Consider the following 12,416-nt stretch of genomic DNA (forward strand, 5'->3'; position numbering starts at 1 on the left):
GTGAAAACGCACCCCAATGTAAACGAGATTTTTTCTGAAGCGTTAATAGCTCATTTGACGTAATCAGGAGAGCAGGATGAAGCGTTTTGTCGAGGGAACCGACCGCAGCCAGAGCGTTCTCTTTCCCGAGCATCTGGATGACTACGTTGCAGAGGACAATATCGTTCGGATTGTAGAGGCATTCATTGAAGCGCTTGATCTCAGGACCCTTGGCTTTGCCGGTGCCGACCCGGCACGCACCGGTCGCCCGTCCTACCATCCTGCAGTTCTCCTTGGGATTTACATCTATGGTTACCTCAATCGAATCCAGTCGAGCCGCCGCCTGGAGCGTGAGGCGCAGCGTAATATCGAACTGATGTGGTTGACCGGGAGGCTATCTCCCGACTTTAAAACCATCGCTGACTTTCGCAAAGATAACGGCCCCGCCATCTGCAAAGTGTGCCGCCAATTCGTGCAGGTATGTCGCAGGCTTGATGTTTTCTCGGATAGCAGCGTGGCAATCGATGGCAGCAAGTTCAAAGCGGTAAATAATCGCGACCGAAATTTCACCAACAACAAGCTGGAAGCCCGCATTGAGCAGATCGAGGAAAGCATCAAGCGCTACATGGACGAGCTTGATCGCGCCGACCGTGATCCTGCGCTTGTCCCCGCAACTCGCGTGATGCGTATTAAAGAAAAAATCGCAGGTCTGAAAGAGCAGATCGAAAGCCTGGGTGAGCTCGACAAGAAATTGAAGCAGACGCCAGATCAGCAGATTTCGCTGACTGATCCTGATGCACGCTCGATGTCGACCAGCGGACGCGGAACCGCCACCGTCGGATACAACGTGCAATCTGCCGTCGACACAAAGCACCACTTGATCGTGGCGCATGAAGTCACCAACATAGGAAATGATCGCGCCCAGCTGGCGTCAATGGCAAAGCAAGCCAATGAGGTGATCGGTCTGAAGCATCTAGAGGTGTACGCTGATCGCGGCTATTACAGCGGTCCCGAAATTTTGGCGTGCGAGGAATCGGGGATGGTGCCATTAGTTCCTAAACCGCTCACTTCGGGCAATCGTGCAAAGGGGCTATTCGATAAACGCGACTTCCGATATCTGCCCGAGAGCGACGAGTTCCAATGTCCTGCTGGAGAACGTGCAATCCGACGATTCAGCACGCTAGAAAAAGGGCTGCTGTTTCACAAATACTGGTCGTCATCTTGTCCCAAGTGCCTGATGAAATCTCAGTGCACCACCGGCGCAAATCGCCGTATCGCCCGCTGGGAGCACGAAGACGCCCTCGATAGGATGAGCAAGCGGATAGCTGAGCACGGAGACGTCGCGAGAATCAGGCGGCAAACAGTCGAACATCCATTCGGTACGTTAAAAGCTTGGATGGGTGCTACACATTTTTTAACTCGAACGTTACCACGCGTGAAAACAGAGATGAGCTTACATGTTCTAGCCTACAACTTGAAACGCATGGTGAACATCATGGGAAATCAGGGGCTGAAAGCGGCGTTGTTGGGGGCGTGAGCCCTTTTTAACTTCGACTCGCACGTCGGGGAAAATCGGGGGCTTGCACGGAGCGGCCGCTCCCGATACAAAAACTCGGGTTTTCACACAGCCTGAGGCGAAAGCGGACCTTCCCCGACCGCAAACTGGCAACAGGCAACGAGAGCATGAACACGCCCCGCCCCAAACAAAGGCTCCCCGGGCCCAGCGAGCCTGAAAAATGGCCAGGGCAAGGCGCGCGGGCGAAGACAGTACACATGTACGGCGAGCCCAAGCAACGCAGCCATGGACATTTTCTCAGGCCCGCGGCTCTGGCCCGCCATTCAATAAAAACTTACTGGACACGCGCCAAGTACTGGGCCAGCTGGGCGAAGGTCGCCTTGAACCCCTGCGTCATCGACTCAAACCCCTGCTTGAAAGTCTCATGCTGCTCATCCGTCGCCTTGTGCGGCGTCGAGCGCAAAGTCATCGTCGTCTTGCCATTCTCTTCGCTAAGCGTCATGACATTGAACGATTCCAATGGCCAAGTAGCGCTGACGGGGTGCTGCACGGCATTCCCCTGCTTGTCGGCAAACGACAGGATGGAAACGATGCGTTCGGGCGCTTCGATAGACTGGTAGGTGAACTTGCCCCACATCTCGTAGCCATTGTCGGCGCGCATGCCGTAGTGGAAGACTCCGCCCGGTTTGAGGTCCAGCGCCAGCACGCTCAATTCGAAACCGACGGGGCCCCACCATTGCGCCAGGCGCTCGGGCTCCACCCACGAGCGGAACACCAGTTCGCGTGGTGCGTCGAAAGTTTGCGTGATGACAAAGTCGCTGCTGTCGCGGTGCTGTCCTTCCTGCTTCTGTTCTGCGGTGGCCATGCTCTCTCCTGTGTTGGTGGAATGGCAGTTAATGTAACAGTGGCGCCGAAAATGGGAAAGGCCCGTACGCCATCTTGAGCGTAGGTCGGGTTAGCGCACAGCGCGTAAGCCGACACCATCACCAGCGGCTCAGGCCAACGATGGTGTCGGATTACGGCCCGGAGGGCCTAATCCGACCTACCCGACCTACTTTGCCTTGCCAGCAGATGCCACCTGGTCGAGGATATGCTTGGGCACGGCCGCATAGTGCTTGAATTCCATCGTGTAGGTGGCTCTGCCCTGCGTCAGCGAACGCAGCGTTGTCGAGTAACCGAACATTTCCGCCAGCGGCACGAGGGCCTTGACGATGCGTCCCGCGCCGCCGGGGACGTCGTCGACGCCCTGCACCATGCCGCGGCGAGCCGTCAGGTCGCCCATGACGTTGCCCATGAACTCTTCCGGCGTTTCCGCCTCCACCTGCATCATCGGCTCGAGCAGTACGGGATAGGCTTTGCGCATGCCATCCTTGAAGGCGACGGAACCGGCCATGCGGAAGGCGTTTTCGTTCGAATCGACGTCATGGTAGGAGCCGAAGGTCAGTGTCGCCTTCACGTCGACGACCGGGTAGCCGGCCAGCACGCCCGACTTCAAGGTTTCGACGATGCCCTTGTCGACGGCGGGGATGAATTCGCGCGGCACCACGCCGCCCTTGATGGCATCGACGAACTGGTAGCCGGTGCCTGGCGGCAAAGGTTCAAGTTTGAGCACCACGTGGCCGTACTGGCCCCGCCCGCCCGATTGCTTGACGAACTTGCCCTCCACGTCTTCCACCGCACGCGTGATGGTTTCGCGGTACGCCACCTGCGGCTTGCCGACATTGGCTTCCACGCCGAATTCACGGCGCATGCGGTCGACCAGTATCTCCAGGTGCAATTCTCCCATGCCCGACATGATGGTCTGGCCCGATTCCTCGTCCGTATGCACCTTGAACGACGGGTCTTCCTGCGCCAGGCGGTTCAGGGCGATGCCCATCTTTTCCTGGTCAGGCTTGGTCTTCGGTTCGACCGCCTGCGAAATCACGGGTTCCGGGAAGATCATCTTTTCCAGCACGATGATGTGATCGAGCGCACACAAGGTGTCGCCCGTGGTGACGGCTTTCAGGCCCACGGCGGCGGCGATGTCGCCCGCATACACTTCCTTGATTTCCTTGCGCTCGTTCGCATGCATCTGCAGGATGCGCCCCAGCCGCTCGCGCGCGCTCTTGGTGGGGTTGTAGACCATGTCGCCCGAGTTCACCACACCCGAATACACGCGGAAGAAGGTCAATTGCCCCACGAACGGGTCCGTCATGATCTTGAAGGCGAGCGCGGCAAAGTGCTCGTCGTCCGTCGGATGGCGCTCCACCTCGTTGTCGTGCTCGTCATGGCCCATGATGGGCGGCACTTCCATGGGCGACGGCAGATATTCGATGACGGCATCGAGCATCGCCTGCACTCCCTTGTTTTTAAACGCGCTGCCGCACAGCATGGGCACGATTTCATTGCGAATCGTGCGCGCGCGCAAGGCTTGCTTGAGCTCGGCTTCCGTAAACGTGTCGCCATTCAGATAGCGTTCCGTCATCTCGGTGCTGGCTTCGGCCGCGTGTTCGACCATGTGCTCATGCCACTGCTGTGCCTGCGCCTGTAGCTCGGCGGGAATCTCGCCATAGCTGAACTGCACGCCCTGGCTGGCGTCGTCCCAGGTGATGGCGCGCATTTTCAACAGGTCGATCACGCCCGTGAAATGGTCTTCGGCGCCGATCGGCAACTGGATGGGCACGGCCACGCCCTTCAGGCGGTCGGCGATCTGCTTGCGCACGCGCAGGAAGTCGGCCCCCACCCTATCCATCTTGTTGATGAAGGCGATGCGCGGCACGTGATATTTGTTGGCTTGCCGCCAGACGGTCTCGGATTGCGGCTGCACGCCGCCGACGGCGTCATACACCATCACGGCGCCGTCGAGCACGCGCATCGAACGCTCGACCTCGATCGTGAAATCCACGTGGCCGGGCGTATCGATGATGTTGATCCGGTGCTCGGGGAAGTTGCCGGCCATGCCTTTCCAGAAGGCCGTGGTGGCGGCCGAGGTGATGGTGATGCCCCGTTCCTGTTCCTGCTCCATCCAGTCCATGGTGGCGGCACCATTGTGCACTTCGCCGATCTTGTGATTGACCCCCGTATAAAACAGGATGCGCTCGGTGGTGGTGGTCTTGCCGGCATCGATATGGGCGCTGATGCCGATGTTGCGGTAGCGCTCGATAGGTGTTTTGCGGGTCATCACAATCTCCATGGCTAGCCCCGGCACCCGGTTTTCCAGTGTAGCAGACATCGATTTGGCCGGCACGGCAGCGGGCTGTTTACCATGCACGCAACACTGGCAGGCGCACACACGTCAGGCGCACGGAGACTAATTGCGGATTCGGCTATACTTCCAGACGTTAATTTTTGAACTTTAATTCAACAAAGATTAATAAAAATCAATACGCATGGCATCCGGCCATGCAAGGCGACGCCGCCGGCATGCAGCCCAGGTGCGCACCGAACGACATGCCCTACTCAGCCTATGACTATCCAACTAAGAAAAATAATCCTCTCTTCCCTGCTGGCATCGCCGGCGCTGGCCATGGCCGGCGAACTGGAACAGCAAATGCAGCGTTGCGCCGTACTTGGCGACGCCAGCGCCCGCCTGGGGTGCTTCGACACCCTGGCCAAGGCGGCGGAAAAAGCCACCATCGCGGCCGGCGGTGATTCCGCCACCGCTGCCGTCACCCTGGCAGCGGCAGCCGAGGCCGCCCCCATCACTCCCGTCAGTCCGCCTGGCGTGGCCACGCCGGACGCTGTCAACGCGGCCATTCCTGCCGTCGCACAGACAGGCGCGGCGCCGCCGGAAGCGCCGATTTCGCGCACCCAGCAATCGTGGGAACTGAACGAGGCCTCGAAACGCGGCCTGTTCAACTTCCGCCCGCACCGCGACACCTATCTGCTGCTGGCCAATTACAGCGATGCGTCCAACGACGAGCCGTTCCAGGATTTCACGCCGGCCGGCATCAAGAGCCAGCATGTGGAACTGACGTTCCAGCTGAGCTTCAAGATGAAGCTGCTGGAAGACATCGCCGGCACGCCGCTCGACATGTGGTTCGGCTACACGCAGCAAAGTTTCTGGCAAGCGTATAACCGCAAGGCCTCGAGCCCGTTCCGCGAGACCAATTACCAGCCGGAACTGATGCTGATCATGCCGATCAACAAGAATTTCGCGGGCGTGGAATTCAATTACCTGAACTTCGGCCTCGTGCACCAGTCCAACGGTCAGACGTCGACGCTATCGCGCAGCTGGAACCGCGTGTATGCCGAACTGGGCATGGAAAAAGACAATCTGGCTGTCACGGCCCGTGTCTGGCACCGCCTCGACAATGGCAAGACCGACAATGATAATATCGACATCACCGATTACCTGGGGCATGGCGACTTGCGCGTGAGCTACCGCAACAAGGGCCACGAGTATGCCGTGACGGCCCGCCGCAATTTCAGCAAGAAGCATGGCTCCATGCAGGCAAGCTGGGCTTTCCCATTGAAGGCCAACCTGAAAGGCTATCTGCAACTGTTCTCCGGTTATGGCCAGAGCTTGATCGACTACAACTATTCGCAGAAATCGATCGGCGCCGGTTTCATGGTCGACCTGTAAGCCAAGCAGTACCGCAAACAAAAATGGCGCCGAGGGCGCCATTTTTTATGGAAAATATCTGGTTTATCGCGGGCCGCCGCCCAGCACGCGGGCCGGCAACATGACGATGGCGCGCAGCAATTCGAACACGCCTTCGACGCCGATGCCGATCAAGCGGAATGGCAGCAACAGCAGCCAGGCCAGCGGATACAGCACGAGCGCCAGCAAGGCCAGGGGCCAGCACACGAGCAAGAGCAGCAGCCACAGCACAAATCCCAGCATTGCGTCCCCCTAGAATGAAATGTGCGGAGCAAGCCGTGCTTGCCCCGCTACCGTGAGGCCACTATATGCAAGCGCCGCCACGGCGGCAACGGCCGTGCGATGAACTGCGTGCTGGGGGGATGAACGGTGCAAAAACGGGAATGAACGGCGCCTGCGGAGACCTTTATTGACCGACGCAAATCACTTTCGTGATGTATTCATGCGCGTTCGGTTTCTTGCTGGTGGCCCATTTGATGGCCTGGTTGGCATCTTCGATGGTCAGGATGGAGGCCTTGTCCTTCGACTTGATGAAGGACACGCCTTCAAACACGCCTTCCTTGCTGCGCATTACCTTGGCAAACACGGGCGGCTTGGTCTCGCCATCGCTGATTTTGTTCTGTTGCACGAGGTAACGCTGATCGATCTGTTCCATGATAGTAAAGCTGTCCAGTGGGTAAAAGACGAAATATACCCTGAATGGACAAACGCCGCAGGACGAAATCGCTGCGGCGTTGCCTTTACGTTAATGACACTCAGGCGTAGACGGCGTTCTGCGTAACAGGCTGCAGATTCACGTCATAGATCACCTGCGCGCGGATCGACGTTTCCAGTGAAGGAATCGAGCCGCCGGCGCGGTACTGGAAGCTCACTTGCAGCACGTCGCCCGCCTTCACGGCGACCGGCGTGGCCAGCGGCAAGCACATATAGTGGTTCAGCCAGTCGATGGTCGTCGAGCGCTCGGGCACGACGGCCAGGATGTTCTTGGTGACGAAACGCAAGGCGTTCAGGGTGCCGCTGCGCTCGACGACGAACTTGCCGTCGAAGCCGAAGACGCTGTCCGTCGGCTGGCTGAAGTCGATGATGCTGTAGACGGAAGGCGGCGCCAGCTCCTGCACGCCCGGGTGGATGGCCGTGGTTTCCTGGAATTGCACGATGGGCGCATAAAAGCCCTCGAAATCGTATTCCTGCTGCATCGGCTGCACGGCCATGATGACGGCTTCGGGCAGGAAGATGGGCAGCGGGCCGCCAAAACGGGCCAGGTAGCGGCGTTTGAACGATTCGATCACTTCCACCTGCTTTTCGCGCAGCATGCCTACATGAATCATTTCGCAGATGACCACGTCGACAGGCTCGGGCGGCAGGTATTCAAACGCGTCCGCGTGGACGACTTCCACTTTTTCACCGTTGGGATTGAGCGCCAGCATCTTGCGCGCTTCCTTGACCATGTCAGGATTGAACTCCACGCACCACACCTTGTCGGCGCGTGCGGCCGCAAACCACGACAGCACGCCCGTGCCGCCGCCCAGCTCCAGCACTTTCATGCCAGGCTTCACCGCGTAATCGATGGCCGACTTGAACCCGTGCATGCGGTTCTGGTCCATCAACATATTGTGGTGGTAATGGACGGGGATAAATTGCCCCAGGTAACAACTCTCGATTTCTCGTTCATTCAGCATGTCTGTCCTCTTGGAGTCTGGCTCCGATGGCCGATCGGTTTTGTCATTCCAGAAAGCAGTGTTATCGCACGGGCTGCGCGAGGGGCGGCGACAAACCAGCCGGCGCCTGACGTTGATGTGATTGCCCATGCGAAAAATCTCCTGATTAATGCGACACGATCATTATCGTTAATCGGCACGGAGAACAAAGGGCTGAGCTGAGAGGCAATTCCATGCCAGTTTCAGCGCTGGCATGGAAAATATTGCCAGAAGATTACTTTCGGGCCGCGCGCGCCTTCTGTGCCGCTTCGATGATGGCGACCACACCCGGCTTGTCGCCGGCCTGGGCAAACTGCGCGGCCGTCCAGCCATGGTCGCTTTTCAGGCTGGCGTCCGCTCCCCACGACAGCAGCAGCTTGACGGCACCCTCCTGCCCCTCGCGAGCGGAGAACATCAGCGGCGTGACGTTGGCGGGCGCGCGCGCATCGACGACGGCGTCGCGGTCCAATAAAATCTTCATGATGGGCAAGTCGCCTGCCGAGGCCGCATAGTGGAGCGCCGTCCAGCCGCTCTGGTTGACCTTGGCGCCCTTGGCCAGCAAGGCGTTCACGGCGTCCTGCTTGTGTTTATAGGCGGCCATCATCAGCGCCGTGTTGCCGTTGGCCGAACGGGCTTCGATGTCGATGCCGGGTGCGTCGAGCAGCACCTTGAAAACCCGGTCCGCATCGTCGCGCAAGGCCAGCACGAGGGGAATGTCGCCGCGCTGCGCGTCGGGCTGGTTCGGGTTCATGCCCTCGGCCAGCATGTCGCGCACGCCGCTGGCGTTGTTGACGGACACGGCACGGAAGAAGGCGTCCGGTTCCGGCGCCGCGTGGCTGGCGCTAGCGCAGCACAGCAGCATCGCCAGCGCGAGTTTTTTCATCATGTCTGACCTTAAGAAGTTATGGCAACTGATTGAATAACTTGAAGAAATTGTCCGTCGTCTGGCGCGCCACCTGCTCCAGTGGGATGCCTTTCAGGGTCGACAGGTATTCCGCCACGTGGGCTACATAGCCCGGTTCGTTCATGCGGCCACGGAACGGCACGGGCGCAAGGTACGGCGAATCCGTCTCGATGAGGATGCGCTCGAGCGGCACTTCCAGGGCCACGGCTTGCAAATCCTTGGCGCTCTTGAACGTGACGATGCCGGAAAACGAAATATAGAAACCCATGTCGATGGCGGCGCGCGCCACTTCCAGCGATTCCGTAAAGCAATGCATGACGCCGGCCACGCCGCCGTCGGCCACGCCAGCGCCCTCTTCGCGCATGATGCGTATCGTGTCTTCACTGGCCGCTCTTGTGTGAATAATCAAGGGCTTGCGCGTGATTCTTGAAGCTTTGATGTGAGTTCTGAAACGCTCGCGCTGCCACTCGAGGTCGCCCGTCAAACGGAAATAATCGAGGCCCGTCTCGCCGATGGCGATGATCTTCGGGTGGTCCGCCAATCGCACCAGGTCTTCCACGGACGGTTCAGGCGTGTCTTCATAGTCGGGATGCACGCCGACGGACGCAAAGATATGCGGATACTGCTCGGCCAGGGCCAGCACCTGCGGGAAGTCCGGCAAGTCGACGGACACGCACAGGGCGTGCGTCACCTTGTTCTCGGCCATCTTGGCGAGGATCTCGGGCATGCGAGCGGCCAGCTCGGGGAAATTGATATGGCAATGAGAATCGATATACATAAGGCGGGATTGTACCGGAGGGAGCGAAAACTGGCAGGGGAACGGCGGCGGCGCGCATCCCCTGCCGGAGCGGTTCGGAGGCTTGCAGCCGATTACATCTGCGAGGCCGGGTGTTCCGCGAGCGGCACGAAGTTGCCGGTCGACTCGTCGAGCGCGTCGAGAGAACCGTTCTCGATGTCGTACACCCAGCCGTGCAGGGTCAGCCGGTGTTGCGCCATGGCCAGCGCCACCGAAGGATGGGTGCGCAGGTTATTGAGTTGCGCGACCACGTTGGCGCGCACCATGCCGTCGATGCGCGACTGCTCCGTCGGATGGTCGACCGATTCGTTGATCATGCGCGCCGCGTCCGCATGGTGCAGCCAGCTGCGCACGGCCGGCATGTGATCGAGGCAGGCGCAGGTGGCGATTGCCTTCATCGCGCCGCAATCGGAATGGCCGCAAATGACGATGTCGCTCACGTTCAAGGCGGACACGGCAAATTCAACCGTGGCGCTCACGCCGCCAGGCTCGGGGCCATACGATGGCACGATGTTGCCCGCGTTGCGGATCACGAAGAGTTCGCCGGGTTCGCGCTGCGTCACCAGTTCCGGCACCATGCGGCTGTCCGAGCAGGAAATGAACAGGGCCTTCGGGGTTTGTCCCGTGGCCAGGGTCTTGAACAACTCGCGGCGCTCAGGAAAAACCTCTTTTTGGAAGCGTAGGAATCCAGCAATAATGTCGCGCATAATAAATAGGGATCGTTATCTGAGCCGGTATTATCGCTGAACGAGGCAGGTTCCGCCTACTGCCCCTGTGGCGGCTGCCACAGCTCCACCTTGTTGCCCTCGGGATCGATGACCCAGCCGAACTGGCCGTATTCCGAATCGGGCGCCTTGTCCAGCACCGTGCAGCCTTCATCGCGCAAGGCTTGCAACAGCGCATCGAGGTCGTCGACCCGGTAATTGATCATGAAGGAAGCCTTGCCAGGCAGGAATTGCTCGCTGTCCCTGGCCGCCACCGACCAGATGGTGGTACCCGCCGTGGGCTGGCCGTCCGCATCCGTCCAGCTAAAGGCGGCGCCGCCCCACGGCTGCACGTCCAGGCCCAGGTGGCGCTGGTACCAGGCGCGCAGCGCGGCTGGGTCTTGCGCCTGGAAAAAGATGCCGCCGATGCCAGTGACTCGTTTCATGCACGCCTCCATTGCTGTCCAGTGCCTTGACTGTAACACCAGGGGCCAAGCGTGGCAAACGGAAAAAAGAGAATTTACATTAACTCAGCACCATAAACTATTGATTTTATTGGCAACTGGAAGCGTAATCGAGCAGCATATCTTCGAGGAACAGCTTGGGCGACAAGGGGTGCTCGGCAATCGCCCGGCGCTCGTTCGCCGCCTTGATGGCGGCCATCAGACGGCTGACGTTGATGCGTCCTGCCAGCGCTTCCAGTTCGCGCCGGTGGCGCGGGTAGTAGCGGATGGTGCCCGACAATTTGACGGAAAACACATCGTACAGCCAGCGCTGGAGCGATGCCACCAGCGGCGCCAGCGGCGCCTTCTGCAATTTGTCGGCCGCCTTCAGGGCCGCTTCCACGCCAGGGTTGGCCAAGACTTGCAGCAATTGTTCCGTTTCCTCGCGGCCGCCCGATTCGGACTGGGTCAGCGCGGCCAGCGGTGCGCCGCCCTGCTCGCGCAGCCAGCTGTCCGCATCGTTCAAGCCTTGCTGCTTGAGCCACGTCAAGGCCTGCTCGTGGCTGGGCATGGGCAGCGCAAATTTCCTGCAGCGCGACAGAATCGTCGGCAGCAAGCGGTCCAGGCTGTTCGAGGCCAGCAGGAACAAGGTGCCCGGCGGCGGCTCTTCCAGCGTCTTCAGCAAGGCGTTCGACGCGGGCGTGTTCAGCGCCTCGGCCGGGTACAGCACCACCACGCGCAAGCCCTGGCGGTGCGTGGAGATGTTCATGAAGTCGGCCAGGTTGCGGATCTGCTCGATCTTGATGTCTTTCGACGGCGTCTTGGTCTTGGCGCTTTTCTTCGCGCCTTCGCCCTCTTCGCCGTCGTCGGCCACCTCGTCTTCCAGCGCTTCCGGACGGACCCGGCGGTAATCGGGATGGTTGCCCTGGCTAAACCAGCCGCACGAGGCGCAAGCGCCGCAGGCGTGGCCGTCGGCGCGCACGTCTTCGCACAGCAGCGCTTGCGCAAAATGCTCGATGAAGTCGGCCTTGCCGATGCCCTGCGCGCCATGGAACAAAATGGCGTGCGGCATGCGCGGGCGCAAGGCTTGCAATTGCTGCCAGGCGTCCTGTTGCCACGAATAGAGAGAACTGGTCATTTTATTCTTTGTAAATCAGTGTGTTGCGACGCTTTGTTCGAGCAAAATATCAAGTAATTGCGCAAGTTGCACTTGGATGTCGGCAATGCTTTGCGTGGAGTCGATGATGCGGAAGCGTTCCGGGAACTGAGCCGCGCGGCGCAGGTACTCGTTGCGTGTGGCGGCAAAGAAGTCCGATCGCTCCTGCTCGAACTTGTCAAGCGCGCGCGTGGCGTCCAGGCGGGCGCGGGCCACGGCCAGCGGCACGTCGAATAAAAACGTCAGGTCCGGCTGCAAGTGCGGGTGCACCAACGCTTCCAGCGCTTCCATCTTGCCCAGGTCCATGCCGCGGCCGCCGCCCTGGTAGGCGAAGCTGGCATCGCTAAACCGGTCGGAAATGACCCACTCGCCCCGTTCCAGGGCGGGTGCGATGACTTGCGCGATGTGTTCGCGGCGGCTGGCGAACATCAGCAAGGCTTCCGTTTCCAGATGCATTTTTTCATGCAGCAGCAATTCGCGCAGCTTTTCGCCCAGGCTGGTGCCGCCCGGTTCGCGCGACGAGACGAGGCTCACGCCCCTTTGCCGCAGGTAGTCGGTGACAAAGCCGATATGCGTCGATTTGCCCGCGCCATCGATGCCTTCGAAGGTGATGAAGCGGGGTTGATGGTGTTGTGTCAT

At 59.9% G+C, this 12,416-nt stretch carries 13 protein-coding genes; 2 read left to right on the top strand and 11 right to left on the bottom strand.

Annotated features, from left to right (window positions below):
* Positions 1 to 76 precede the first annotated feature (76 nt).
* On the top strand, positions 77 to 1,516 hold the full coding sequence (locus OPV09_RS16065; RefSeq protein ID WP_338678750.1) for an IS1182 family transposase: 1,440 nt from the start codon (positions 77 to 79) through the stop codon (positions 1,514 to 1,516).
* Positions 1,517 to 1,829: 313 nt separating this feature from the next.
* On the opposite strand, the gene OPV09_RS16070 is transcribed toward OPV09_RS16065, so the two are convergent.
* A complete protein-coding gene (locus OPV09_RS16070; protein ID WP_230516024.1) occupies positions 1,830 to 2,360 on the bottom strand; it encodes an SRPBCC family protein in 531 nt (176 codons plus the stop codon).
* 186 nt (positions 2,361 to 2,546) lie between these two features.
* Positions 2,547 to 4,655: an elongation factor G gene (fusA, locus tag OPV09_RS16075; protein WP_338678751.1), complete on the bottom strand. Its 2,109-nt coding sequence runs from the start codon at positions 4,653 to 4,655 to the stop codon at positions 2,547 to 2,549.
* Between the two features lie 285 nt (positions 4,656 to 4,940).
* On the opposite strand from fusA, the gene OPV09_RS16080 reads away from it, so the two are divergent.
* Positions 4,941 to 6,059 (top strand): phospholipase A, encoded by a 1,119-nt coding sequence (locus OPV09_RS16080; RefSeq protein ID WP_070302464.1) that lies wholly within the window; start codon positions 4,941 to 4,943, stop codon positions 6,057 to 6,059.
* 63 nt (positions 6,060 to 6,122) lie between these two features.
* On the opposite strand, the gene OPV09_RS16085 is transcribed toward OPV09_RS16080, so the two are convergent.
* From OPV09_RS16085 to tmk, 9 genes are all read right to left on the bottom strand, one after another.
* Positions 6,123 to 6,320, bottom strand: coding sequence for a hypothetical protein (locus OPV09_RS16085; protein ID WP_128143192.1), 198 nt, complete (start codon positions 6,318 to 6,320; stop codon positions 6,123 to 6,125).
* A gap of 163 nt (positions 6,321 to 6,483) precedes the next feature.
* Positions 6,484 to 6,732, bottom strand: a complete 249-nt coding sequence (locus OPV09_RS16090; protein ID WP_034756165.1) for a hypothetical protein — start codon at positions 6,730 to 6,732, stop codon at positions 6,484 to 6,486.
* 100 nt (positions 6,733 to 6,832) lie between these two features.
* Positions 6,833 to 7,756 carry a methyltransferase domain-containing protein gene (locus OPV09_RS16095; RefSeq protein WP_034756162.1) on the bottom strand — a complete coding sequence of 308 codons (924 nt, stop codon included), beginning with the start codon at positions 7,754 to 7,756 and terminating at the stop codon, positions 6,833 to 6,835.
* A 253-nt stretch (positions 7,757 to 8,009) separates the two neighbouring features.
* Positions 8,010 to 8,660, bottom strand: a complete 651-nt coding sequence (locus OPV09_RS16100; protein WP_338678752.1) for an ankyrin repeat domain-containing protein — start codon at positions 8,658 to 8,660, stop codon at positions 8,010 to 8,012.
* Between the two features lie 16 nt (positions 8,661 to 8,676).
* The gene (locus OPV09_RS16105; protein ID WP_034756159.1) at positions 8,677 to 9,456 is read right to left on the bottom strand and encodes a TatD family hydrolase; all 780 of its coding nucleotides are present in this window, start codon (positions 9,454 to 9,456) and stop codon (positions 8,677 to 8,679) included.
* Between the two features lie 92 nt (positions 9,457 to 9,548).
* Positions 9,549 to 10,181: a carbonic anhydrase gene (locus tag OPV09_RS16110; RefSeq protein ID WP_034756156.1), complete on the bottom strand. Its 633-nt coding sequence runs from the start codon at positions 10,179 to 10,181 to the stop codon at positions 9,549 to 9,551.
* Positions 10,182 to 10,237: 56 nt separating this feature from the next.
* Positions 10,238 to 10,624 carry a VOC family protein gene (locus tag OPV09_RS16115; RefSeq protein WP_338678753.1) on the bottom strand — a complete coding sequence of 129 codons (387 nt, stop codon included), beginning with the start codon at positions 10,622 to 10,624 and terminating at the stop codon, positions 10,238 to 10,240.
* A 106-nt stretch (positions 10,625 to 10,730) separates the two neighbouring features.
* Positions 10,731 to 11,759: a DNA polymerase III subunit delta' gene (locus OPV09_RS16120; RefSeq protein WP_338678754.1), complete on the bottom strand. Its 1,029-nt coding sequence runs from the start codon at positions 11,757 to 11,759 to the stop codon at positions 10,731 to 10,733.
* Positions 11,760 to 11,774: 15 nt separating this feature from the next.
* Positions 11,775 to 12,416 (bottom strand): dTMP kinase, encoded by a 642-nt coding sequence (tmk, locus tag OPV09_RS16125; protein ID WP_338678755.1) that lies wholly within the window; start codon positions 12,414 to 12,416, stop codon positions 11,775 to 11,777.

This window comes from Janthinobacterium sp. TB1-E2 (assembly GCF_036885605.1).
In the GTDB taxonomy this organism is placed as follows: domain Bacteria; phylum Pseudomonadota; class Gammaproteobacteria; order Burkholderiales; family Burkholderiaceae_D; genus Janthinobacterium; species Janthinobacterium aestuarii.

Excerpts from the sequence above, each read along its gene's own strand:
- OPV09_RS16115 (WP_338678753.1), bottom strand. The coding sequence starts at position 10,624 with ATGAAACGAGTCACTGGCATCGGCGGCATCTTTTTCCAGGCGCAAGAC.
- tmk (WP_338678755.1), bottom strand. The coding sequence starts at position 12,416 with ATGACACAACACCATCAACCCCGCTTCATCACCTTCGAAGGCATCGAT.
- OPV09_RS16085 (WP_128143192.1), bottom strand. The coding sequence starts at position 6,320 with ATGCTGGGATTTGTGCTGTGGCTGCTGCTCTTGCTCGTGTGCTGGCCC.
- OPV09_RS16110 (WP_034756156.1), bottom strand. The coding sequence starts at position 10,181 with ATGCGCGACATTATTGCTGGATTCCTACGCTTCCAAAAAGAGGTTTTT.
- OPV09_RS16120 (WP_338678754.1), bottom strand. The coding sequence starts at position 11,759 with ATGACCAGTTCTCTCTATTCGTGGCAACAGGACGCCTGGCAGCAATTG.
- OPV09_RS16090 (WP_034756165.1), bottom strand. The coding sequence starts at position 6,732 with ATGGAACAGATCGATCAGCGTTACCTCGTGCAACAGAACAAAATCAGC.
- OPV09_RS16095 (WP_034756162.1), bottom strand. The coding sequence starts at position 7,756 with ATGCTGAATGAACGAGAAATCGAGAGTTGTTACCTGGGGCAATTTATC.
- OPV09_RS16070 (WP_230516024.1), bottom strand. The coding sequence starts at position 2,360 with ATGGCCACCGCAGAACAGAAGCAGGAAGGACAGCACCGCGACAGCAGC.
- OPV09_RS16080 (WP_070302464.1), top strand. The coding sequence starts at position 4,941 with ATGACTATCCAACTAAGAAAAATAATCCTCTCTTCCCTGCTGGCATCG.
- OPV09_RS16065 (WP_338678750.1), top strand. The coding sequence starts at position 77 with ATGAAGCGTTTTGTCGAGGGAACCGACCGCAGCCAGAGCGTTCTCTTT.
- fusA (WP_338678751.1), bottom strand. The coding sequence starts at position 4,655 with ATGACCCGCAAAACACCTATCGAGCGCTACCGCAACATCGGCATCAGC.
- OPV09_RS16105 (WP_034756159.1), bottom strand. The coding sequence starts at position 9,456 with ATGTATATCGATTCTCATTGCCATATCAATTTCCCCGAGCTGGCCGCT.
- OPV09_RS16100 (WP_338678752.1), bottom strand. The coding sequence starts at position 8,660 with ATGATGAAAAAACTCGCGCTGGCGATGCTGCTGTGCTGCGCTAGCGCC.